We start from the raw sequence: 24,567 nt of genomic DNA on the forward strand, positions 1-24,567 counted from the left end.
CTTTGGCAATAAATTAAAAATTCTTGCTATACCAATTGGTATTCTAAATTAATCAAGAATTTGGCGGGGATGTCTTAGGAATGAATGGAGAATAAATAAAAAAAGCACCCTATTAAGGTGCTTTTCTTGCCATTGTATATTAAATCTAGTCTTTTTTCTCTTCTAATTTATCGTCTTCCTTGGAAGCGTCTTTAAATTCTTTTATCCCGCTGCCCAATCCCCTCATTAATTCAGGAATCTTTTTTCCGCCGAACAAAAGGAGTACCAGTACTACGATGACGGCTATTTGCCAGGGGCCTATGGCCAGAAAAGGTATTGCTAAGATCATTGCTTTAAATTATTTTGGTAAACAAAGGTAGTAAAAATCTCGATAGACTTACGCGTTATAAAACGTTAAGATCACGGTTTAATTGTCTGTCAACAACCTAAGAGGAAGTATTTTATCAAAGAAAATTTGGACCGCTTTGTACTATAGTCAAATTTATGATTCTTCTGTGCTGATATTCAATTCGAAATGTATCTTTGTGAGGAATGGAGAAAAAAGGTAAAAAACGCAAGGAAATAAAGCGGAAGTTACTTCATAAGTACCGACTTGTAATCCTCAACGAAAGCACATTTGAAGAAAAAATATCCTTCAAATTAAGTCGGCTTAACGTTTTTATTACCGGTACCTTATTTATCATTGTCCTGATTGGTTTGACCACCCTTCTCATTGCGTTTACGCCTTTGCGGGAATACATTCCGGGCTACTCCTCTACGCGTTTGAAAAAACAAGCAACAGAACTTACCTATAAAACCGATTCTCTTGTTAATGTTCTCAGTTATACCAATCGGTATTTGGAAAATATTCGAATGGTACTCAGGGGAGACTTTGAGAACAATGAGATGAACAGGGATTCCCTGTTTGAGCAATTTAAAATTGATCCCTCAACAATAGATCTGTCACCCATAAGGGAAGATTCGCTTTTGAGAGCGCAGGTTGCACTGGAGGATAAATACAACCTGTTTCAAAGGAATGTGAGCAGCGGAAATCTCGTTTTGTTCTCTCCCGTTTCAGGTGTGGTCTCACAGGAATACGATGCCCAAAAGAAACATTTTGCGGTGGATATAGTGGCCGAGAAGGATGCACCGGTTAAAGCAGTCGCCAATGGAACAGTCATCTTTTCTGAATGGACGATAGGCACAGGCTACGTGATTATCATGGAGCATGAAGAAGGACTTTTGTCCGTCTATAAGCATAACGGATCTCTCAATAAGGAACAAGGTGAAATTGTTCGGGCGGGAGAGGTTATTGCTTCTGTCGGGAATACCGGCGAATTGACGACCGGTCCCCATTTACATTTTGAACTTTGGAACAACGGTAGTCCTGTAAATCCATCCGATTACATAGATTTCAATTAAGGAGCATGTCATTTAAATCAATTGCTGCCAGCATTTTTGCCAATATCATTTCCAAGAGAACTTTGAAATGGGTTAAAAACCCTGTAGAGACACAGAAACAAGTATTCAAAGGGCTGATCAAAGCAGCGAAGAATACAAAATTCGGGCTTGACCACGATTTTGAGTCCATAGAGACTCATAAGGACTTTGTAGACAAAGTGCCCATCAGGGATTACGAAGCCCTTAAGGGATACGTAGAGCAGGTGGTCGCCGGAGAGGAAGACATTCTCTGGCCGGGAAAACCAGTTTATTTCGCCAAAACGAGCGGTACTACTTCAGGCGCTAAATACATTCCCATTACCGAGGTGTCTATTAAACACCAGGTGGAAGCCTCCAGAAATGCCATTCTCAATTATATTCACGAAACCGGACGCACTGCCATTGTTGATGGAAAGATGATCTTTTTACAGGGCAGCCCCGTACTTTCCGAAAAGAATGGGATTAAATTTGGGCGTCTATCTGGCATTTCTGCTCACTACGTGCCGGCCTATCTGCAAAAAAACCGCCTTCCGAGCTGGGAGACAAACTGTATAGAAGATTGGGAAACCAAGGTCGATAAAATTGTAGAGGAGACCATTGATGAGGATATGCGGGTGATTGCCGGTATTCCTTCATGGGTGCAGATGTATTTTGAAAGGCTGAATTCAGTTTCCGGAAAGAAAGTAGGGGATCTCTTTAAGAATTTTGAATTATTTATCTACGGAGGGGTTAACTATGAACCTTATCGCGCCGCTTTTGAAGAACTTATTGGCAGGAAGGTGGCCAGTATCGAATTATTTCCTGCAAGTGAGGGATTCTTTGCTTATCAGGATAAGCAAGGCGAAAGAGGAATGTTACTTCTCTTGAATTCCGGGATATTTTACGAGTTTATTAAGGCCGATGAATTCTATAGTGAAAACCCAGATAGGATTACTATTGAAGATGTTGAAATAGGAGTAAACTATGCAATGATCATCTCCACAAACGCCGGTTTATGGGGCTACGACCTGGGAGATACCGTTCAGTTTATTTCTAAAAACCCTTATCGCGTTATAGTATCAGGAAGAATAAAACACTTTATTTCAGCATTTGGAGAACACGTTATCGCCAAGGAAGTTGAATACGCCATGGAAGCAGCCATAAAAAAAACAGGCGCCCAGGTCCATGAATTTACAGTTGCTCCGCAGATTACCCCTGAGGGCAAAGAACTGCCTTATCACGAATGGTTTATTGAATTTGTGAAGAAGCCGGCAGATATCAAAGACTTTGCAGGGCAGCTCGATCGTTCGCTACAGGATCAAAATAGTTATTATTTGGACCTCATTCAAGGAAAGATACTTCAACCTTTAAAAGTCACCCCGGTAAGGAAAGACGGATTTAAGGCGTATATGAAATCAGTTGGCAAACTCGGAGGTCAGAATAAAGTACAACGACTTTCAAATGACAGGAAGGTAGCAGAAGGATTAGAACAACAAAAGGAGGTCTAGGATAACACCTCTGAGGTGAAAATTACCCTAAAATCACCAATTTATAATGTATTTTTGCCCTTAGAATGAATAAGATCAAAGACACTACACGCGCCCAAGAATCTACAAATGCCATAGAGCGATTGTACATTACGATGCGCCATTTGTTCAACCGCGGATTTTACAAACCCATGGGCGTTTCAGGCGAAACCCTCCGCAATGCTTTACTCCTGCTCCGTCCTGAAATCTACGGTACGGTCGCAGAGGAAAAGACCGAGCTCAACGGTCTGATTTATGTTTTGGAGCGATTACCCGAAGGCATTGAACAATGTCGTTTTATCAACCTAACGTCAGATGAGGGCTATTCAAAATCTCATTTTGATGCCATAATTCCTCCGAAACGAAGGAGGAACTGCTACAGGATCGATGATGAACAAATGAATATTGAGATTACGCGCGGCCGTTCAGATATCTATGATATTCTTACCCACCTCACCTTTCTTTTTATAGAATCGGGAAAGATCTGCAACAAGGTGCTTATTGAAGAGACCAATAAGACCATTCGCGATTGGCAGAAACTCTCTGAAGCTGCTAACAAGTCGAAATTGAGCCAGGCAGACAGAGAAGTAGCGCTGATCCATACAGCCAATATTCTGGGAAGATCATTTGTGGAAACGATGGAAGTGTACCAGAAACTGGCCACTAAGAAGAACCCTGAACGATTTCTAAAAATCATTTATTGGTTGGGCAAATTAGCTATTGAAGAAGAGACAGGAGGCGAGAAAAGAATCATCACTTTCAGCACCTTGTTACGTGAACGGTTGGGGCACCACATTCACGGGGAGAAATGGGCCGATCAGATTAAAGAGACTCTACACCAACATGGTTTACTACGAAGGCCAGTTCACATCATAAGTGCCAATATGCACTCTGTGGTGAATTCGCTATATGCCAAAAAAGCGTTATCAAAAGAGTTCCCCGGCGAAGGGAAACTTGAAATGTTTCAGCAACTCAGTTTGGAGAAAAACTCTGCCTTGAGGGAGAAAGTTCTTACAGCAGCACGAAAGAACGGGATGATAGAGATCGATGACAAATCGGGCACCAATATAGATGTTCAGATCTTTGATATGGCCCGATTAGGAACAGATGCCTGTTGTTATGAACTGGACCAAAGCATACCTGAAGCAGAAAAACCTGTTATCTTCGTAATGGACTATGCATTCGGAGAGCAGGCATACGAGTCTATTGATGAACTGTTAAAGCCTTATAAGCGCAAGAAGCAGAAGCCGGTTTTTTTAGATGTTGCTTCAATATCAATCATGGGCAAGGCTGGAATTCTTGAAGGCGGAAAAGGAGATTTAATGATCCCTACGGCACATATCTTTGAAGGAACGGCAGATAACTACCCATTTCACAATGAACTTGGGACTGCGGATTTTCAAGGAAACGGATTAAAAGTTATGGAAGGCACCATGGTAACTGTTTTGGGGACCTCACTTCAGAACAAGGATATTCTCAAGTTCTTTCACGAATCAACCTGGGGTGTCATCGGGCTGGAAATGGAAGGGGTACACTATCAGAAGGCTATACAGTCGGCCTCAAAGATCAGAAAAAGCATTCGGGATGATGTTAAGGTGAGATATGCTTATTATGCTTCAGACAACCCTCTTGAAACTGGTAGCACACTGGCATCCGGAGGTCTGGGCACCACAGGGGTAAAACCGACCTATTTAATTACTGATAAGATTCTCACTCAAATATTTAATACTTAACAGCATGAGTACAAATCCTAAGAATTCTCCTGAATATTCTGATGAAATTGACATGGGACAAATCCTCAAGCTATTTTCCAGAATTTCTAATAGTATTTTTCAAGGTATCCTTGCCATTTTTATTTTTCTAAAAAGAAACATTATTTGGTTTGCTGTCGTTTTATTTTTAGGGCTCTTAACGGGGTTTATTCTTAATAACACTACACCTAAACTGCAGAAAATAGATGTAATTGTAACTCCGAATGTTACAAGTTCAACCTATTTGAACGACATTGTCTCAGAATTACAATCTGACCTCAGAGCAAAAGACACTGCTTTTTTCAAAAATTTGGGAGTAGATATTGGCAGACTCGAGGTATTAGACATTGAAATCACACCTCTTCGAACCCTGGATCCTGCAAATCAAGATTCAGAGATGAAATTCTTGGAACTTTTAAAGGACTTTGGCAATTCGCCAGCCATAGAGAGTATACTTCGAACAGAATTACAGGAAAAAACAACTAAGGATCAGCGTATTACTTTTTATTTTTCCGATAAGGACTTAGGCGCAGAATACGCGCAGAAAATATTGGACTACATCAATGCTAACTCCTACTATTCGGACCTTCTAAAGGTTCTTAACGATAACGCTAAAGAAAGAATAACTAAAAACGACTCAATCATAAGACAGATCGATATACTGATCGAAAACTATTCGCAAAAAATATTGACTGATAAAAGCACTTCTGAGGGCCGACTAGTACTTGACAATCAAGAATCCCTTGATATCCCGTCTTTGATCGAACTTAAAAATAATTTGGTTCGGGATACGGAGCTGAAGAAAGTTGAGCTTGAATCGAGAGAACAAGCAGTGACCATTGTAAATTTTGGACAGGCATACCAACTTCAAAAACCGTTTCTTCTCAAGAATATGGTATTTTATCCTTTAATTTTTATCGCAATATTTTTATTGATTTCACTCATAGTGTTTCTCAATAGGAAAGCCATCGAAAAAGATTCTCAAAACTAGTATGTCAAAAAAGGGCATTTTAATCACGGGAGGTGCCGGATTCATCGGGAGTAATTTTATTCCCTATCTTTTAAATAAATACCCTGATTACCACATCATCAACCTCGACAAACTGACCTATGCAGGCGACTTGTCTAATTTAAAAGAGGTAGAAGACCTACAACAATATGAGTTTATTCAAGGTGATATTTGTGATGAGCAATTAGTTGGAGATGTCTTTAAACAACACAGCATTTCCTCAGTTATTCACTTTGCTGCTGAGTCGCATGTAGACAACTCCATTCACTCCCCCAATAGTTTTATAAAGACCAATATTGAGGGCACCTTTGTACTACTGGAGGCAGCCAGGAAGTACTGGAGTAATTCCCGGTATCCTAACCAGAGGAACAGATTCCATCATATTTCTACAGATGAGGTTTACGGGAGTCTGGGGGAAACGGGATTGTTCTCAGAAAACAGCCCATACGCACCTAATAGTCCTTATAGCGCCTCCAAAGCCGCATCAGACCTATTAGTCAGGAGTTATCACAAAACCTACGGCCTCGATACCGTTATCAGTAATTGTTCTAACAATTACGGACCAAAACAACACGATGAAAAACTGATACCCACAGTGATTAGAAAAGCGATTGAAGACAAACCGATTCCCATTTATGGGGACGGCAGCAATGTTCGCGACTGGATTTATGTTCTGGATCATTGCAAGGCATTGGACCTTGTATTTCACAAAGGACAAACCGGGGAATCGTATGTGATTGGCGGCAATAATGAGTATGCGAATTTGTATCTTGCTAAAACAATTTGTGAACTCCTGGACCAATTAAGTCCGAAAGAAAAGGGCAGTTATACAGATCAAATCTCTTTCGTGAAAGATCGACTGGGTCACGACTTCAGATACGGGTTAGACATCTCTAAAATGAACAGGACTTTGGCCTGGAATCCTGAAGAAGATTTTATAGGCGGCCTGACTAAAACCGTAAAATGGTATTTACGCAAATACGAAAAGGCATAAAATGAAGGGAATTATTTTAGCTGGTGGCTCCGGAACCCGCTTGTATCCAATAACCCTGGTTACGAGTAAACAACTTATGCCCGTTTACGATAAGCCTATGATCTATTATCCGCTGGCAACTTTAATGGAGGCTGGAATCAGGGAAATACTGATCATAACGAGTAAGGCAGACGCACATCTATTTAAACAGCTTCTTGGTGATGGAACCCAGCTCGGATGTCATTTTTCTTACGCCATCCAAAAAGAACCAAAAGGAATTGCAGAGGCATTTATTATTGGTGCCAACTTTATAGGAACAGACAAGGTTGCTTTAATTCTCGGCGACAATATATTTTACGGAGCTGGGTTGGCTTCTTTGTTGCAGCAAAACAATGATCCTGATGGAGGTATCATCTACGGCTACCATGTACAGGATCCTCAGCGATACGGAGTAGTGGATTTTGACGATTTAGGGAATGCCGTTTCAATTCAGGAAAAACCCGAAAAGCCCAAATCAAATTACGCCATACCAGGCATCTATTTTTACGACAATGAGGTAATTGAAATTGCGAGGCAGATCAAACCCAGTAAACGCGGAGAACTTGAGATCACTGATATTAATAAAACCTATCTCTTAAAGGGAAAATTAAAGGTCAGTATCCTTGACAGAGGGACCGCCTGGTTAGACACTGGCACTTTTTCTTCTCTTATGCAGGCTGCACAGTTTGTGGAAGTAATTGAGGAAAGGCAGGGATTGAAAATTGGAGCGATTGAAGAGACTGCTTACAAGATGGGATATATTACTAAAGCGCAATTAAGAATATTAGCCAAACCCTTGTTGAAAAGCGGTTACGGCGAGTATTTGATGCAATTAAAATAACGACTCTTTGAAACTTATACCTACATCTCTTGAAGATTGTTTTATTGTTGAACCGGTTGTTTATAAGGACAATAGAGGCGAATTTTTTGAATCGTACAATAAGAGAATTCTAGAAAAAGCGCTTGGGACCTCCCTTTCTTTTGTCCAGGATAATCACTCGGTTTCTCACAAGGGTGTACTTCGCGGGCTGCATTTTCAAATTGGAAGCAAAGCACAAGCTAAGTTAGTCCGCGTACTAAAAGGAGAAGTATTGGATGTGGTTGTTGACTTGCGTAAAAAGAGTCCTACATTCAAACAAGTTTTTAAAACTGTCCTTTCAGACAAAAAAAATCAAATGTTGTTTATTCCCGCGGGTATGGCTCATGGATTTCTGTCACTTTCAGACGACACTGTTTTTTTGTACAAATGCGATGAATACTATGATAGAGAAGCCGAATCTGGGATAATCTTCAACGATCCCGATCTGAATCTCAACTGGGGACTTCCTTCAAGTGAAATAATATTATCGGAGAAAGACAGAAAATTGCCCAGACTAAAGGACTTAAAGCTATGATTCGGGTAGTGGTAACCGGAGCAAAAGGACAATTAGGAACAAGCATTCAACACCGGGCTGCAGCATACCCCGACTTGCATTTTCACTACACAGACAAGACCCAGCTTGATATTACAGATCCTCGTTCTATACGCAACTTTTTTTCGAAAAACGATTTTGAGTATTGCATCAATTGCGCTGCTTATACCCAGGTAGAAGAGGCAGAGAGAAATCCTGATATGGCATTATTGGTAAATGCCGAAGGAGTAAAAAACCTGGCTTTGGCCTGTAAAAGAGATGGTATAGTTCTTTTCCACATATCAACAGACTATGTTTTTGACGGCAAGAAGGAAAAGGGATACCTGCCATCAGACTCTCCCAACCCTATCAACAAATATGGGCAATCAAAGCTAAAAGGAGAACAGTATATTGAGGAAATATTAAAGAACTATCTTATAATAAGAACTTCCTGGTTATACTCCGAGCACGGTAAAAATTTTTACAACACCATCCTTGAAAAGGCCAGAAAGGGCGAAGATCTCAAGGTTACCGATGCCCAAGTTGGCTGCCCCACAAATGCTGGAAATTTGGCCGAATTTATTCTTAGCCTGATTACTAATAGGAATTGGAAGCCCGGGATCATCCATTTCACAGATGGAAAGCCAATGTCTTGGTTTGATTTTGCCGTTTCAATTGTAAAATCGCATAATTTGGATCAGGAGATTGAGATTGTCAGGGATAGGAATTATCGTAGTTTTGCACAAAGACCCGAGTATAGTATATTACTCGAATAAAAGTCGGGTACCGGATGATAAAGAAAAATCTGATTGTGTTTGGAACTCGCCCAGAGGCTATTAAAATGGCACCTTTGGTTAAAGAATTCTACAAATACCCCGAAAAATTTGAGACCAGGGTCTGTGTAACAGCACAACATAGGGAGATGCTGGATCAGGTCCTTGCTTTTTTTGAAATAACACCGGATTACGACCTTGATCTAATGCGTCCTAATCAAAATTTATTTACGTTAACGGCAGACATAATTACTCATCTCAAGGAAGTTTTGGAGGATTTTGAGCCAGACTATGTATATGTTCACGGGGATACATCCACAACAATGGCTGCTTCACTGGCGTCCTTTTACTCAGGCTCCAAAGTATGCCATGTAGAAGCGGGTTTACGAACCTTTGATAAGCTCTCGCCTTTTCCTGAAGAAATGAATCGGCGTATAGCAGGTGTAGTCAGTGATTATCATTTCCCTCCTACTGATAAATCTGAAGAGAACTTACTGAATGAGAATGTCAGTAGGAACCAACTGCTGGTGACCGGAAATACAGTAATAGACGCCTTAAATTTCAGTTCTGAAAAAGTTAATAGCAAAGACTTTAAAGATGAGGAAATAGAAGGATTAAAAACGTCTATTGACGCTTCCAAAAGAATAATTCTTGTAACAGGACATCGAAGGGAAAACCATGGACAGGGTTTTATAAATATATGCCAGGCTTTGAGCAATATAGCTAAGGCAAATCCCGAGGTTGAAATCATCTACCCCGTGCATTTAAATCCCAATGTCCAACAGCCTGTGTATGACTTATTGGATGGTATATCCAACATAAAATTGATTGCCCCGCTTTCTTATCCGGCATTTGTTTGGTTGATGTCGAAGTCATATTTAATTATAACCGATAGCGGAGGTGTACAGGAAGAAGCGCCCAGCCTGGGCAAGCCTGTGCTAGTGATGCGCAACACAACAGAAAGACCGGAAGCCGTGAGTGCGGGCACGGTTATACTGGTAGGCACCGATGTTTTAAAAATTACCCAAGAAACGGAAAGATTGTTAAAGGATTCAACTCATTATAAGGAAATGAGCGCAAAGCACAACCCTTATGGCGATGGTAGCGCCTGTAAAAGAATTGTGAAGTTTATAGAAAACCTGGCTTAATATGGAAAATAAGGATGTGGTTATGATGGGATTGGGGTACATAGGCCTCCCAACGGCTGCCTTGATTGCAAAAAGCGGCAGTACAGTTCACGGGGTAGATGTAAATCCACACATTGTTGAAACTATAAATAAGGGCAAAATACATATTGTTGAACCATCCCTTGATCATGAAGTTTCTAGGGCTGTAGAAAAGGGATTTTTAAAAGCAGCACTTGAACCTGTAGCCGCCAACGCTTACCTTATTGTAGTTCCAACACCCTTTAAAGGCAAGAATGAGCCCGATATTTCCTTTGTAGAAGCCGCCACAAAAGCAATAATACCTCTATTAAAGGAGGGAGACCTGTATATAATTGAATCGACTTCCCCAATCGGTACTACTGATAAGATGAAAGACCTTATCTGCGACCAAAGACCTGAGTTAAAGGATAAAATTTATATTGCCTACTGTCCTGAAAGGGTCTTACCCGGAAACGTGATGTACGAATTAGTTCACAACGACAGGGTAATCGGAGGAATTGATGATAAGTCAACCGAAAAGGCAGCTGAATTCTACTCAAAATACGTCAAGGGCGCACTTCACAAAACCAATGCGCGAACAGCTGAGATGTGTAAGCTTGTGGAGAACTCATCAAGAGATGTTCAGATAGCTTTCGCAAACGAATTATCCCTTATTTGCGATAAGGCCGATGTGGATGTATGGGAACTTATAGATCTGGCCAATAAGCACCCGCGCGTAAATATCCTTAAGCCAGGATGTGGCGTTGGGGGTCATTGTATAGCCGTGGACCCCTATTTTATTGTTTCCGATTATCCCTGGAATCAAAAATTATAGGTGCCGCCAGGGAGATCAATAATTACAAGTCGTTTTGGTGTGCCGAGAAAATACAGTCAGCAAAACTTCAGTTTGAATTAGAACACGGGCGCAAACCCAAGATAGCGATTATGGGTCTTGCTTTTAAACCTGATATAGATGATCTAAGAGAATCGCCAGCTAAATATATCGCTCAAAAAGTATTGCAGAATGCAAATAATGAGGAATTCTATATCGTAGAACCTAATATTCAGACGCATAATGTTTTCAAACTAACAGCTGTGAAAGAAGCCCTTGAAAAAGCGGATATCATAGTATACCTGGTGGCTCACAAGGAATTTCTGGAAAATTCCCCGAGAGAAGACAAAATCATCTTGGATTTTGCAGGAGTTACTACCCGACACAATAATAAAATCATCAAATAAATCTATAAATGAAAGTTGCACTACTCACAGGGGTCACAGGACAAGACGGAGCATATTTAAGTGAGTTCTTACTTAAAAAAGGGTATGAAGTTCACGGGATAAAAAGAAGGTCCTCGATTTTCAATACAGAACGTATTGATCATATCTATGAGGATCCCCATGTAGAAAATCCTCATTTTTTTCTCCATTACGGAGACATGACAGACAGCACAAATCTCATCCGTTTGATACAACAAATACAACCTGATGAGATCTACAATCTGGCGGCAATGAGCCATGTCCACGTTTCTTTTGAAATTCCCGAATACACGGCCAATACAGACGCCCTGGGAACATTGAGGATCCTGGACGCGGTAAGGCTTCTGGGGATGGAGAAGAAAACCAGAATCTACCAGGCGTCAACATCGGAACTCTATGGAAAAGTACAGGAAGTTCCACAAACGGAAACAACACCTTTTTACCCCAGAAGTCCGTATGCGGTGGCTAAAATGTACGCCTACTGGATTACAGTGAATTACAGGGAGGCATATGATATGTTCGCGTGCAATGGAATTCTTTTTAATCATGAATCGCCTATACGAGGAGAGACCTTTGTTACCAGAAAGATAACCCGAGCGGTATCCCGAATTGTCCTGGGACTCCAGGATAAGTTTTATCTCGGGAATCTGGACGCACAGAGAGATTGGGGTCACGCCAAAGACTACATTCGAATGATGTGGATGATCCTACAGGCCGATGAAGCTGAGGACTGGGTGATAGCTACAGGTAAGACCACCAAGGTCAGAGAATTTGTCAGAATGAGCTTTGCTGAGGCAGGTGTTGAACTTGAATTCAAAGGAGAGGGAGTTGAAGAAAAGGCAATAGTAAAGGCATGTAACAACGAGAAATACCAACTGCCTGCTGGGAAGGAAGTGCTGAGCATTGACCCACGTTATTTCAGGCCAACAGAGGTAGATATCCTTGTAGGTGATGCTACAAAGGCGAGAGAGAAATTAGGGTGGATTCCTAAATATGACCTTCAGGGCCTTGTAAAGGATATGATGGAAAGCGATTTAAAACTTATGCAAAAACAACAATACCTTAGGGATGGAGGCTACCGCATTAAAAATTATTTTGAATAAGACTATTTCCAATGCCTGAAAAAATCCTTATTACCGGAGGAACCGGAATGGTCGGAAAGAACATTCTGGAGCATCCTAAAGCCCAAGACTATGAAATCCTGCATCCGAGCAGTAAGGAACTAAACCTGCTAAGTAAGGAGCAGGTGAAGGAGTATTTGACAAAATACCATCCTGATGTCATTATCCACGCTGCAGGTCTGGTAGGAGGAATACAAGCTAATATGGCTAATCCTGTAGGATTTCTTGTCCAGAATCTCGACATGGCGAGAAACCTGATAGGAGTAGCATATGAACTAAAAATTCCGAAACTTCTCAATATAGCCAGTTCCTGTATGTATCCGAGGAGAGCTGCGAACCCCTTAAAGGAGTCAATGATACTCACTGGAGAGCTTGAACCTACAAATGAAGGCTACGCTCTAGCCAAAATATTCGGTACCCGTTTGTGTGAATATATCAGCAAAGAAGACACACAATTGTCCTATAAAACATTGATTCCTTGTAATCTCTACGGTAAATTCGACAAATTTGATCCTAAAAACTCCCATATGCTTCCAGCTGTAATCAGGAAGATAGACCAGGCAGTTCAACAGCAAAATAATGAGGTGGAAATATGGGGAGATGGCGAGAGCAGGAGGGAATTCATGTATTCAGAAGATCTTGCTGATTTTATATTTTATGCAATGCCTAGATTTGAAAAATTACCACAGAATCTCAATGTAGGCTTGGGCTTCGACTATTCAATCAACGAATACTATGCAACCATAGCCAAGATTTTGGGATATAAGGGAGGGTTCAAACACGATTTGTCTAAACCCGTGGGGATGAAAAGGAAATTGATAGATAACTCCGCACTGAAAAATTTTGGATGGCAAGCGAAAACATCTCTCGAAGAAGGGATCTTAAAAACGTATCAGTATTATAAAACTCTTGAGAATGACAAATTATAAATTAGCTTCTTCTACCTGGGATGATGCAGAAATTAAGGCTATCCAGTCTGTAATTGACAGGGACATGTATACGATGTCTGATAGTGTTAAGCAGTTTGAATCTGAGTTTGCCGATTACGTGGGTTCGAAATACTGCGTGATGGTTAATTCTGGCTCCTCTGCCAACTTATTGGCAATCGCTGCACTATTCTATACTAAAAAGCCAAAATTAAAACGTGGCGATGAGGTAATTGTACCGGCTGTTTCCTGGTCTACCACCTATTTCCCTTTATATCAATACGGCCTGAAGTTGAAATTTGTGGATGTAGACCTTAAGACCCTTAATTATGATCTGGACGCTCTGGAAGAAGCCGTCACTGAATCCACGAAAATGATCCTTGCCGTAAATCTCCTGGGAAATCCGAATGATTTTAGAAAGATAAAAAAGATCATTGGGTCAAAAGATATTTTGCTCTTTGAAGACAATTGCGAGTCCATGGGTGCTACCTTCGAAAACAAACATGCCGGTACCTTTGGGATTATGGGGAGTTTTTCTACCTTCTTTTCCCACCATATTTCTACTATGGAAGGAGGTCTAATTGTTACTGATGACGAAGAATTATATCATATACTGCTATCCACAAGGGCCCATGGTTGGACGAGAAACTTACCTGATGACAATCGGGTTTCACCTAGAGGATCAGATTGGTTTCTGGAATCATTTCGGTTTGTCCTTCCCGGATATAATTTAAGACCCCTGGAAATGAGCGGGGCCATCGGAATTGAGCAACTAAAGAAACTTCCCGGTTTTATTGATCAAAGGAGGAAGAACGCGGCTTATTTCACCAGTAAATTTAAAAACCATCCTCATTTCCTGATTCAGCAGGATACGGATAAGAGCAGTTGGTTCGGTTTTAGTCTTATTATTAAACCCGATTCGCCTCTTGACAGAGCATCGATTATCGATAAATTAAATAAAAATGGGATAGAATCCAGACCCATTGTGACCGGGGATTTTACAAAGAATGAAGTACTCCGATACTTTGATTATGAGATTCACGAATCGCTTTCTAACGCAAAATATCTTGATAAGAAAGGTTTTTTTGTAGGAAATCACCAAATCCCGCTAAACAAGGAAATCGATCATTTGTATGAAGTTCTTCGAGGATAGAAAATCTCGTTTGCATGCAAGGAGCCTTAATCTGCTCGTGCAATTAAAGCGTTCATTTTTATTTAAGGTCCTTTCAATGGGCCTTTCCTTTTTACTGGTAAGATTCCTTTTAAAGTACCTTGAAATCGAAGATTACGGACTTTGGGCTGTTGTCCTTTCTTTTCTACATTGGATCGTATTTTTTGATTTAGGAATCGCCAATGGAGTAAAAAACAAACTCGCCGAAGCCCTGAGTAATGATAATATGGCACTGGCGCGGAAATACCTCAGCACTGGGTACATTGCGCTCTTCGGCTTTTCGGCATTGATCTACCTCTCAGTATTTTTATTTTCCGGGCTAATCAATTGGAAAGCCCTCCTGAATTCTCAGAAATACGACAATGAATATCTTGGAACGCTAGTATTAATTGTTTTGTTTTTCACTCTGGCAAACTTTGTTCTATCACTCATCAATGCGGTTTTCAATGCAGTACAAAAGGCGTCATTAGTAGTTGTTAACCAGTTTTGTTTTCAACTCTTAGCCATGGGTGTCGTCCTTTTACTCATTAGTTATACAAGTTCTGATTTACACCTTCTGGCCATCGGCTACGGCTTGAGTATGTTTTTCGCAAATTTAGGATTGAGTATATGGTTCTACTCGCGTAACCTTGAACTGAGACCTTCTTGGAAACTGTATGAAAAGGAATTGCTGAAACCCGTTCTTTCTCTGGGGTTAAGGTTCTTTTTTCTTCAAACCACAATGATGGTTATCCTTACAACAGACCGCTTCATTCTTTTACAACTGACCAATCCTGAAGAGGTTACGCGCTATGATGTGATATTCAGATATTTCAATCTGTTGATGGTGCTGCACACTTTAATAAACGCGCCTCTGTGGTCAATGTACACCGAGGTTTACGAGAAAAAGGATTTTTTATGGATAGAGAAAACCATGAAAAATCTGCTGCGCTTAAGCGGGGGATACCTAGTCATTCTTGTGGTGATGATCTTACTGGGAGATTCAGTAATTAAGATCTGGCTGAGCAAAGGAGACATGGGACTTACTACTACAAATTATATACTGATGGCCATATTGATATTATTCAGTATAGTTCATTCAATCCTGGCGTATTTTTCAAACGGAATATCTCAAACAAACCTTCAATTAATTACCTCTCTTATAGGTGCTGCTATAAATATTCCTCTCTCAATTGTATTTGTGAATTACTACCATATGGGTCTTAACGGGGTAATTCTGGCCACAATAATTAGCCTATCTTTGTTTTGTTTTACAGGACCATTCCAAGTAATTAAGGTCATCCGATCACTGAAACAAGAACTGCAAAGTCCAGCCTGATCTATGGAACATCGAATTAGTATACTAATCCCGGTATTCAATGAACTGCAATACACTAAACTATGCCTGGAAAATCTCTCTTCAACTTTAGAGTATTACAAGGAACACACTGATTCTCCCTGGACATTTGAGATTGTGGTCATAGATGACGGATCAACCGATGGAACATCTGCCTGGATCCAGGAAAACTATCCTGAGGTGATTCTTCTTTTCGGGAATGGAAATTTGTTCTGGTCTGCCGGAGTAAATAAGGGAGTGGAATACGCTTTGTCACAAAGTAAAAAACCATCTCATATCCTATTTTGGAACAAGGATCTATTTATTGAAAAAACATATTTCAATCTACTTCATAATCTGATCGTTAATAATCCTGAAAACACCATCATATCTTCAAAAATGTACAGGAAAAGTACTCCTGATATATTGTTCTCCTTCGGAGGTAAATACAAGCCATGGACAGACACCAAAATAAATGTTGGAACCGGACAAAAAGACGGGAAAGCTTTCAATAGCAAAATGGAAATTGACTGGTGCGGAGGAATGGCAGTAACCATTCCTACAGAAGTCTTCAATCAGATTGGGCTGTGTGACGCTGTTAACTTTCCTCAGTATGACGGAGATACCGATTTCTTTTTACGAGCTGGCTATGCAGGATTTAAAGTATTGATATTTCCTGAGTTAAAAGCCTGGAATGTTCATGAAAACACAGGGAGAAAGGAAAAATTTTCACTACAAAATCTCAAGTGGTATCTTACCAATATACGATCGTACAAGAATTTTCAGATCAGTTATACTTTTTTGAGAAAGCACTCTAAAGGTCCTATTGCTTATTTGTTTTTTATCAGTCGTTATATTGTTTTTATCAGTAAGTATTGCGTTAAGATCCTTATACATTCAAGGCGATGAGGTCTGCAGGTCTTTTATTAAATATTCAAATATTCCTTGTAGCTCTGGCAATCGCCATTTTTACGCTGGGGTTTACCTATTTTACCCTCTTCGTAAGTCTCTTGATAGTCACGACTAGCTATCCGAAGTTTGTAGTACCCAGGAATACTCTTTTGTTTTATATTATCGTATTCATGTCAGGAAGCCTGATTGCCCTGATCATGGTTCTGTTCAATACATTCCCTGATTCGGAAGTAAAAGCGGTATTCTTGAGGAACCGTCTTTTCTTAATCCGTATTTTGTTTGCTCTTGCTGTTTGCCTCTTCCTCATGAGATTGACCTGGGAAAGAGTTCTTTATCTGTTGTTCATCATCGTGATAATTCAGGTAATAACAGGGGTATATGAATTGCTCTTCACAGATACGACGAGAATTTCTATGTTGACCTCCGAACCAAGTGCCGCTGCCATGTATTACGTATTGCTGGCACCGCTTATGATAGGTTATTATAAGATCAATAAAAGCGCAAGGATCTGGATTGTTTTGTATCTCATTATGGGATTGTTCATTCAATCCAAGGCATTGTTCCTGGTAATTCCTATTCTCATTCTATATCTGGTATTTAAATCGGACAATAAAAACTTAAAAATAGCGGTTTGGGGAGTGTTGATCGTCTCCGTACTGAGCATTCCGTTTCTATTAGGGATAAAGGAGGTAGACCGCCTGGTCTACTTTATCGATATTCTAAAGGAACAGGGTATTGAGGGCTTGACTGAGCAAAATAAAATATGGAGCACTTTCACACTTCGATTTAGTTCAGTTTTGACCTCTATTCAGCTTCTTTTTGAAAATCCATGGGGAATTGGCTTTGGAAGCTTTCATTGGATGTATATTGACAAAATGACTTCAAATACAATTCAGAGTACGCTTACAGGAGTCGAGATTCGCGGAATTCTCAATGGTGAACTCTATGCGACTCCAAAGTCTTTGTTTTTGGAATATGCAATTAGTTGTGGCATTTTTTTCCTTCTTCCCGTATTCGTTTTGGCAAAGAGAATTTTAAGTAAAGCCATACCATCTACCATAAAGGTCGCTTTTATTGGAGTTATCCTTATATCTTTGATCGTAGAATTATCCCCTTTTATGACATTTCTCGGTGTCCTGATGATTTTGAGCCATAAAATTAAAAAGGAGAATTACCTAGTATTACCATGAAGCAAATTGTACTCTTCTTAAAAAGTCTTCGCCTGTACCTGATAAATAAACTGGTACTTAAAATACCTTTTCCTCACTTACGGAATTTTCTTTTAAAGGGTTATTTAATAAAAGGAAAGCGCAGTAATATAATGAGTTCAGTTACGGTCCTGAACAAGACTTTTAAACGAAATAAAATTCAAATTGGGGATAATTGCATAGTCAATTCCGGTTGTATTCTCGATGGGCGTGGAGGATACTTAAAAATTGGCAATAATGTGGATATTGCAAAAGGGGTCTGGATTTTCACGGTTGGCCATGATCCGCATTCTGACATCCACGATACCATTTCTAAAGATGTCGTAATCGAAGATTCAGTTTGGATCGCTTCACGGGCGATTATACTTCCAGGCGTAACTATTGGTAAAGGAAGTGTGATTGCAGCAGGATCGGTGGTTACCAAAGATGTACCACCCAAAAGCATAGTTGGCGGAAATCCGGCCAAAATTATAGGGGAAAGGAGATCATCTCTTGAATACCGCAATAATTTTTTCCCTTATTTGGATATGATATGATACTCTTAAACTTTGAATAAACCAGCTGATCACTTGGTAGAATTGTATACATATGAAGAGGTTGTTGATGCCGAACAAACCTTACTGATGTTGTCTCCGGGTATTTTTCAGAAGGATGGAGGAATGTTCAGTTATGCCAAAGTGTGGATAAATGAGATTCGTAATTTTTCACAGAACTACACCTTTCTCTTTTCAAGGCGATATCAACAAGACCTTTCCGGAGATCATTTAATTTTTAGAACGATTAAGTCTGATAATAAGAAGTATGCAATGGTCATTTCTTTATTGTCTGTAATTCTGCCTTTTTCCCTGTTAAAATATTTTTTCAATGATTACAGGGAATTCGCTATAAACAACAATCAAATACATATACTCACAAGTTTCCTCCTCGCTTATCCTTTGATCAGGTGTCTTATGAAGTTCAAGAAGGAGCTTACTATAATTTACACCCTTCATGATCCTGTCCCGCATCAGGAGAAAAGAGGCCCAATTGGCAAAAAGCTGAAGTTTCATTACTTACATAAGATTTACGAATTATCGAGGGTCCACCCTAACTTCTATTTACATCTTCACAGTAAAAAATTACTGGAAGATTGCCAACACACAGCAGGCAAAGTCATAATAAAACCACACCCTCTGCCTGAGAAGCTTGTAGTACCAAAGAATTCTAATTTCGATGGTTTTGTTTTTGGTGTTCTGGGAAGGATGGAAGCCTATAAAGGATTGGACATATTGCTGGAGGCATTTCAAGTGCTATCCAAAGATGCAGATATTAACAACAAAATAAAATTGGCAATCGTGGGTAGCGGTGAGATCGATAAAGAATCATGGGAACAACTTCCAATCCTAACGGATATCCAAAACAGAAGGGTGGATGAGATCGAATTTCATGAATATATATCATCTCTGGATTGCCTGTTATTACCCTACAGAAAAGCAAGTCAGTCTGGGGTCGGATATCTGGCCCTTGCCTATGAAATTCCCATAATTGCGACAAATACCGGTGGGCTACCGGATATTATTAAACAAAGCAGCGACCCTAGAAGCAGGCTTATTTCTCCTAATAAAAGCGGGGAACTTGTGGATGCCATCTTGAGTTTTATGAAAATTGAACAGCATTCTTTATGAAATCAGGAATTGTGGGAGAAAAAAATCCCTTCAGACATATTAATTTCTACCAAATAGCCTTATTTCTATTTCTCTTCACGCTTCCATTAGAGAATAGATATAGCAATATTGGCCTGATTCTTCTAACTGCAGCCTGGATATTACAGTTTGAGAGACAAACAGTCTTGAGCTCTTTTAAAAAGTTCGCTTACATTTTTCTTATTCTCAATTTGATTTGGTTCCTCATAGGCTTGATTTTTTCTTTCCAGGAGTTTTTTTGGGACTATATGGAAAAAGTAGGGAAGTATTTTTTATTAGTTCTGCTGCCACTACTTATGATTCCTGCGAAAAATTTAAACAGAAGACAACTAGCTTTTTCATTCTCAGGATTCGTCATCTCCATGGTATTGATCCTCTTAATCAGCTATGCCAATGCTGCGGGACAGTATCAGGCAGGAATAGAAAATCCTTTTAATTACTCTGTTTTTGTTTCAAAAGGCGGCGATTTTCACCCGGCTTATATTTCAATGTTCGTCGTATGTGCTTTTTTTCTATGTCTGGAAGGATTACAGATATTTAAAAGCCTTGGAGCTCGTATTGTAATCACTGCTATTCTGATCTTGTTTTTTCTCTCAGTTTTTGTAATTCAAGCCCGAACGGCTATACTAGCTATGGCTATTCTAATCCCAATTTATGCTTTGCTGGCGATTAATAAAAGAAGAGCTTTCTATGCAAGGCTCGTACTTGTCATCTCTGTTTTTGTAATAGGGACCATCTTGGTTTTCAAGGTAGGCAATACACCCTTTTTACTAATGAAAGAAAGGGTTGTAAACGGCTTTACAAACAGCTTGTCCATCAGGATAGAAACCTGGAAGTGCGCCCTTGAGGTATTTACATCTAATTCGTGGATAATCGGCGTGGGCTCCGGAAATGAGCATCTCGCTTTAAAAGAGTGTTATTACAATAATTTCCTTACTCGTCAGTACTTTGACAATTACAATACTCATAACGATTTTTTACATATCCTTCTGCGAAATGGAATAATCGGGCTGCTTTTGTGGATTGGATTTCTCGGAACGATGTTGATCAGGAACTATCAGGTTAAAAATCATATCGGCATTATCTTCGTTTTGTTATTTTGTATAAGCGGTTTAACTGAAAACTTACTTAGCAGAATTTGGGGAATTTTATTTATTGGTACCGGGATTGGTTTTTGTCTCCTGTCGTATTTCAATGATGCCCGATTTATTAGTGGATCTAAAAGAATTACTGAATGAGCAATAGAAAAGACATCTTGGTATTTGCCAAGAGGTATAATGTTAAAAATCCGGAACAAATTGGGGGAGCGATTAGGTTGTCCGAGGAACTAATTGACGATTTGCAAACCCTGAAAGAATCATTTACTGTTATAGATATTAACCCTGCCAATGGCGGTGGATTCTTTTTGACGTATATCAAGGTAATTTGGAAAACCATAATCCAAACAAAAAAACACAATAGTGTACTATTTATTGGGAGTGACAGGGTTGTGGTTCATTTGGCCCCGGTGGTATTGTTGATCGGGAAGTTGTGTAATAGAAAAGTCACCTTGAAAAAGGTAGGAGGAGGTTTTGACCGATTTTACAATGAAAGTGGTTACCTGGTTAAATTAAGAATCAGATGGTTGATGAAAAATGTAGTGGCCACCCTATTTGAAACCAAACAATTGGTTAATTACTTTAAGTCTTTTGGCAGGACCGTTTGGTTCCCTAATGTCAGAAATTTCCCGGAGAGAAAAATTATTCCCGGAGCTTACCAGAAACGGTTTGCTTTTATTAGTCAGGTAAAGAACACAAAAGGAGTAATTGAAATTCTGGAGGCATGCCAAATTTTGGGGAGTGATTATCGGATTCATATCTACGGGCCTATCGTGGACCTAGTTATCCCCGATCATTTAAAATCAATTTTTGATGAGATATACAAGGGTGCTCTGAAACCTGATGAGGTACTCAAAACCATCGAAAATTACGATGTCATCATGCTTCCCACTTACTATCCCGGTGAGGGATATCCTGGAATACTAATCGAATCCTACTCCATGGGTAAGCCTGTAATTAGCACCATCTGGAATTCGATCCCGGAGATTATTGATCATGAAAAAACGGGCTTGCTAATTGCTCCAAAAGATAAAACAGCCCTTGTTGAAGCTATTGAATGGTACAATGTCAAAAATTATCCAATACTGAGTGAGAACGCTTTGAACTATTCCAAACAATTCAACAGTCTTTATCAAACCAGTGACAAATTAAATCTGATTAAAGGTAATGCGTGATATCTATATCGTAGGGGTAGGGCGATCAGGAACAAGTTTACTGCAATCTATGTTGCATGCGCATTCTGAATTAACCTCCTCCCCTGAATCGCATTTTTTTAGAAGTTATATTGCCTCTGAAAAGCGCCAGAAAAAGATGGAACTGAGAGGACCTGAAAATTTCAAAGAGGTGCTCAGAAAAGATCGATTTTTTAACCGTTTAGAGGTTGACCCTGACCAACTAAAAACATTATCCGGTTCCTCCTTCACCATACTTGATGTGAATAAGGAAATAACAGATTTGTTGAAAGAGAAATACGGGAAAGAGGTATTGGTAGACAAAGACCCAAGGAACCTCGAAAACATTTCGAAGATTCACAATTATTTTCAGGATGCGAGAATCGTCCATATTATTCGAGACCCCAGAGATGTTGTTTACTCAAAAACAAAGGCAAATTGGTCGTCTAGAAGGCCTTATTGGTTGCATGCAATGATTGGGGAGGCACAGATGAAAAAAGGATTAGCTTCAGCAAGTAAGTTGGACTCAACGACCTATCATCAACTTAAATATGAGGACTTGCTTGAATTTCCTGAAGAAGTTCTACAAAAACTGTGTTTATTTTTAGACCTGACGTACGAGCAAGGTATGCTGAACTTCAATGAAAAGGCAAAAGAACTCGTCACCAAAGATGAAATGCAATGGAAAAAGGAAACGCTGCAACCTTTAAAAAAAGGGAACAGGTTTAAGTGGAAAGAATTTTACAGCCCCTTCCAATTGGCAGTTATTGAGAAGATATCTCAAGACAGTATGACAGCGTTTGGATATAAGAATTTAGCAGACAGGAGCAAGCTCAATATTTGGCTTAGGATGAATATTTCTCTGGCCAACTATGCCTCAATATTATTCTCTCCAGCGTACTTAGTTTTAAAAAAATGGATTTAAATCTCATTTCGCAAACTGGATTTTCCATTCCCCCTAAAGAACTAAGAAAGGGATCAACCCCTTTGTGGGTAACATCTAACAACGATTTAATTTATGCCAGGGGGTTGAAGATAAGATTGGAATCAGATTCCGGATCCTGTAGTTATAGTATTCCCAAAACCCCGGCAGAAAAGCTCTTGGGATGGAATGCGCTGTGCAGAAGGGTATTGCGCATGGATATTTCTGCTTTAACAGTGTTAGACGAGAATCTAATTGCAATTAAAAAAGGCGCAATTGTTTTCAAAGGTCGTAATCAACAAAATTTTCGAAGAGTATTTAAAATTTCAAGAGGCAGCCGCCCTTTGAATATTTGCCATTGGGAGGATCGATTGTATTGGGGGGAATACTTTTCCAATCCGACCCGTTGCGAGGTACATATTTATGGAAGTAAAGATGGTGAAAAGTGGGAAAAGGCCTATACATTTCCAGAAGGCAGGATCCGTCATGTTCATGGAATTTATGAGGATACTTTTCGCAATGGAATGTGGGTACTGACGGGCGATACAGATTCCGAATCGGGGATATGGTTTACAGGAGATCATTTTCAAACACTCGAATGTGTGGTTACGGGGAGTCAGAAAGCCAGAGCAGTATCTGTAATTCCTATGAAAAAGGGACTAATTGTTCCGATGGACAGTCCAAACGAAATCAATTTTATTCAGAAATATGATATGTATAAGAGGGAATTCAGCCCTTTGGTACAGATAGCGGGAAGTGCTTTTTACCGCTACACCTCACCTTCTGTTTCACTTATTTCTACTGTCGTGGAACCAAGTGAGGTAAATCAGGCTAGATATATCGAATTATACGCTTCCCTCGACTTGAAGCACTGGACAAAAATTGCAGAACTTAAAATGGATTTCTGGTCATCCCTTTCGATGAAATTATTCAGATATCCGGAAATACGATTTCCGGAAGTAAGCCGAGGCGATCCTGATCAGATATATTTGTATTGTTCAGGTGTTCGCGGATACAACAGAAAAATGGTCATTTTGGACAGGCAGGTATTGGTAAAGTTTCTAAAGTTCCGCAGTTCATTTCATAACGACCAAACTTCTGAATGACTAAATTGCCATATGTTGACATCCTATTCATATAACCAAACAAAACGATTCCTATTTGTAGTCGTGGTTTTTTTCAGTGCCTGCAGAGAGGGATATACACCCCCCTGGGACACTTTTAATTCTAGTGTAAATGAGTGCAACAACATGTTGAACTATACGGAAGATTTTCAGGATGAAACCTGGTTTAGAGATGAAGCACAGGTTGTAAACAACATAACTGAGGATCCTTTTGATAAGCCTACAGCAGATCTGTTAGACATTTCAGATAATCCAAAAGAATCGAGAATCTATCAATTTTTAGATTCGATCCCTGAAGGAGAATATATATTTTCTCTCTTTTTAAAAGCCCCTCCCGGAACTGAAGGAAAATATGCAATAGGGATGGAGTTTAATGGAGATAAACGACTTTGGAACAAATCAATTGTAAGCCTTAATGACTCAAGTTGGACAAGAGCTTCCGTAAGACTTAAAACCGAAGGAACGGGTAGATTAACGGTTTTTCCTGCATATGCTTTAATTAAGGGGTCAACGATGGATAAAGTATACGCCTGGGGTGCACAACTCGAGCAAGTAAATAGTGATAAAAGTGCTGATTTATATTGCGGAAGAAATACCTTCAAAGGCGGATCATCAAACGCCTATTTTTTTATTCAGGAATAAAGATCCATAGGTC

At 39.7% G+C, this 24,567-nt stretch carries 22 protein-coding genes and 2 pseudogenes; 23 read left to right on the forward strand and 1 reads right to left on the reverse strand.

What is annotated here, in order from left to right:
• Positions 1 to 145: 145 nt before the first annotated feature.
• Positions 146 to 328, reverse strand: a complete 183-nt coding sequence (gene tatA / locus EQY75_RS13110) for a twin-arginine translocase TatA/TatE family subunit (protein ID WP_129606570.1) — start codon at positions 326 to 328, stop codon at positions 146 to 148.
• A gap of 203 nt (positions 329 to 531) precedes the next feature.
• Between tatA and EQY75_RS13115 the strand changes: the two genes are divergently transcribed.
• The 23 genes and pseudogenes from EQY75_RS13115 (at position 532) to EQY75_RS13225 (ending at position 24,554) form a co-directional block, all read left to right on the forward strand.
• Complete coding sequence (locus tag EQY75_RS13115) at positions 532 to 1,401, forward strand: M23 family metallopeptidase (RefSeq protein ID WP_129606572.1); 870 nt, start codon at positions 532 to 534, stop codon at positions 1,399 to 1,401.
• A 5-nt stretch (positions 1,402 to 1,406) separates the two neighbouring features.
• A complete protein-coding gene (locus EQY75_RS13120; protein WP_129606574.1) occupies positions 1,407 to 2,906 on the forward strand; it encodes a GH3 auxin-responsive promoter family protein in 1,500 nt (499 codons plus the stop codon).
• A gap of 65 nt (positions 2,907 to 2,971) precedes the next feature.
• Positions 2,972 to 4,657, forward strand: coding sequence for a DUF6909 family protein (locus EQY75_RS13125; RefSeq protein ID WP_129606576.1), 1,686 nt, complete (start codon positions 2,972 to 2,974; stop codon positions 4,655 to 4,657).
• Between the two features lie 4 nt (positions 4,658 to 4,661).
• Positions 4,662 to 5,666 (forward strand): hypothetical protein, encoded by a 1,005-nt coding sequence (locus tag EQY75_RS13130; RefSeq protein WP_129606578.1) that lies wholly within the window; start codon positions 4,662 to 4,664, stop codon positions 5,664 to 5,666.
• Position 5,667: 1 nt separating this feature from the next.
• Complete coding sequence (rfbB, locus tag EQY75_RS13135; RefSeq protein ID WP_129606580.1) at positions 5,668 to 6,678, forward strand: dTDP-glucose 4,6-dehydratase; 1,011 nt, start codon at positions 5,668 to 5,670, stop codon at positions 6,676 to 6,678.
• Position 6,679: 1 nt separating this feature from the next.
• Positions 6,680 to 7,537 carry a glucose-1-phosphate thymidylyltransferase RfbA gene (gene rfbA / locus EQY75_RS13140; protein ID WP_129606581.1) on the forward strand — a complete coding sequence of 286 codons (858 nt, stop codon included), beginning with the start codon at positions 6,680 to 6,682 and terminating at the stop codon, positions 7,535 to 7,537.
• Positions 7,538 to 7,544: 7 nt separating this feature from the next.
• A complete protein-coding gene (gene rfbC / locus EQY75_RS13145) occupies positions 7,545 to 8,090 on the forward strand; it encodes a dTDP-4-dehydrorhamnose 3,5-epimerase (protein ID WP_129606583.1) in 546 nt (181 codons plus the stop codon).
• Positions 8,087 to 8,863 (forward strand): dTDP-4-dehydrorhamnose reductase, encoded by a 777-nt coding sequence (gene rfbD / locus EQY75_RS13150; protein ID WP_129606585.1) that lies wholly within the window; start codon positions 8,087 to 8,089, stop codon positions 8,861 to 8,863. The genes rfbC and rfbD overlap by 4 nt, the downstream gene beginning before the upstream one ends.
• A 17-nt stretch (positions 8,864 to 8,880) precedes the next feature.
• Positions 8,881 to 10,008, forward strand: a complete 1,128-nt coding sequence (wecB, locus tag EQY75_RS13155) for a non-hydrolyzing UDP-N-acetylglucosamine 2-epimerase (RefSeq protein WP_129607114.1) — start codon at positions 8,881 to 8,883, stop codon at positions 10,006 to 10,008.
• 1 nt (position 10,009) lies between these two features.
• Positions 10,010 to 11,244 (forward strand): annotated as a pseudogene (gene wecC, locus EQY75_RS13160) (UDP-N-acetyl-D-mannosamine dehydrogenase).
• Positions 11,245 to 11,252: 8 nt separating this feature from the next.
• Positions 11,253 to 12,365: a GDP-mannose 4,6-dehydratase gene (gene gmd / locus EQY75_RS13165; protein WP_129606587.1), complete on the forward strand. Its 1,113-nt coding sequence runs from the start codon at positions 11,253 to 11,255 to the stop codon at positions 12,363 to 12,365.
• 11 nt (positions 12,366 to 12,376) lie between these two features.
• The gene (locus EQY75_RS13170; protein WP_129606589.1) at positions 12,377 to 13,312 is read left to right on the forward strand and encodes a GDP-L-fucose synthase family protein; all 936 of its coding nucleotides are present in this window, start codon (positions 12,377 to 12,379) and stop codon (positions 13,310 to 13,312) included.
• A complete protein-coding gene (locus tag EQY75_RS13175) occupies positions 13,299 to 14,462 on the forward strand; it encodes a DegT/DnrJ/EryC1/StrS family aminotransferase (RefSeq protein ID WP_129606591.1) in 1,164 nt (387 codons plus the stop codon). Before EQY75_RS13170 ends, EQY75_RS13175 begins: the two co-directional genes overlap by 14 nt.
• On the forward strand, positions 14,443 to 15,798 hold the full coding sequence (locus EQY75_RS13180; RefSeq protein ID WP_129606593.1) for a lipopolysaccharide biosynthesis protein: 1,356 nt from the start codon (positions 14,443 to 14,445) through the stop codon (positions 15,796 to 15,798). Before EQY75_RS13175 ends, EQY75_RS13180 begins: the two co-directional genes overlap by 20 nt.
• 3 nt (positions 15,799 to 15,801) lie before the next feature.
• Positions 15,802 to 16,704, forward strand: a complete 903-nt coding sequence (locus tag EQY75_RS13185; RefSeq protein ID WP_129606595.1) for a glycosyltransferase family 2 protein — start codon at positions 15,802 to 15,804, stop codon at positions 16,702 to 16,704.
• Positions 16,701 to 17,897, forward strand: coding sequence for a hypothetical protein (locus EQY75_RS13190; protein WP_129606597.1), 1,197 nt, complete (start codon positions 16,701 to 16,703; stop codon positions 17,895 to 17,897). The genes EQY75_RS13185 and EQY75_RS13190 overlap by 4 nt, the downstream gene beginning before the upstream one ends.
• Before the next feature lie 335 nt (positions 17,898 to 18,232).
• Positions 18,233 to 18,397 (forward strand): annotated as a pseudogene (locus EQY75_RS14590) (DapH/DapD/GlmU-related protein); the annotation flags it as partial.
• 66 nt (positions 18,398 to 18,463) lie between these two features.
• Positions 18,464 to 19,579: a glycosyltransferase gene (locus EQY75_RS13200; protein ID WP_129606601.1), complete on the forward strand. Its 1,116-nt coding sequence runs from the start codon at positions 18,464 to 18,466 to the stop codon at positions 19,577 to 19,579.
• Positions 19,576 to 20,835 carry an O-antigen ligase family protein gene (locus EQY75_RS13205; protein ID WP_129606603.1) on the forward strand — a complete coding sequence of 420 codons (1,260 nt, stop codon included), beginning with the start codon at positions 19,576 to 19,578 and terminating at the stop codon, positions 20,833 to 20,835. The genes EQY75_RS13200 and EQY75_RS13205 overlap by 4 nt, the downstream gene beginning before the upstream one ends.
• Positions 20,832 to 21,869: a glycosyltransferase family 4 protein gene (locus tag EQY75_RS13210; RefSeq protein ID WP_129606605.1), complete on the forward strand. Its 1,038-nt coding sequence runs from the start codon at positions 20,832 to 20,834 to the stop codon at positions 21,867 to 21,869. The genes EQY75_RS13205 and EQY75_RS13210 overlap by 4 nt, the downstream gene beginning before the upstream one ends.
• Positions 21,862 to 22,791 (forward strand): sulfotransferase family protein, encoded by a 930-nt coding sequence (locus EQY75_RS13215; RefSeq protein ID WP_129606607.1) that lies wholly within the window; start codon positions 21,862 to 21,864, stop codon positions 22,789 to 22,791. Before EQY75_RS13210 ends, EQY75_RS13215 begins: the two co-directional genes overlap by 8 nt.
• Positions 22,782 to 23,894: a hypothetical protein gene (locus EQY75_RS13220; protein WP_129606609.1), complete on the forward strand. Its 1,113-nt coding sequence runs from the start codon at positions 22,782 to 22,784 to the stop codon at positions 23,892 to 23,894. Before EQY75_RS13215 ends, EQY75_RS13220 begins: the two co-directional genes overlap by 10 nt.
• A 144-nt stretch (positions 23,895 to 24,038) precedes the next feature.
• Complete coding sequence (locus tag EQY75_RS13225; RefSeq protein WP_129606611.1) at positions 24,039 to 24,554, forward strand: phage head spike fiber domain-containing protein; 516 nt, start codon at positions 24,039 to 24,041, stop codon at positions 24,552 to 24,554.
• Positions 24,555 to 24,567: the final 13 nt, after the last annotated feature.

Source organism: Muriicola soli (assembly GCF_004139715.1).
Classification (GTDB): domain Bacteria; phylum Bacteroidota; class Bacteroidia; order Flavobacteriales; family Flavobacteriaceae; genus Muriicola; species Muriicola soli.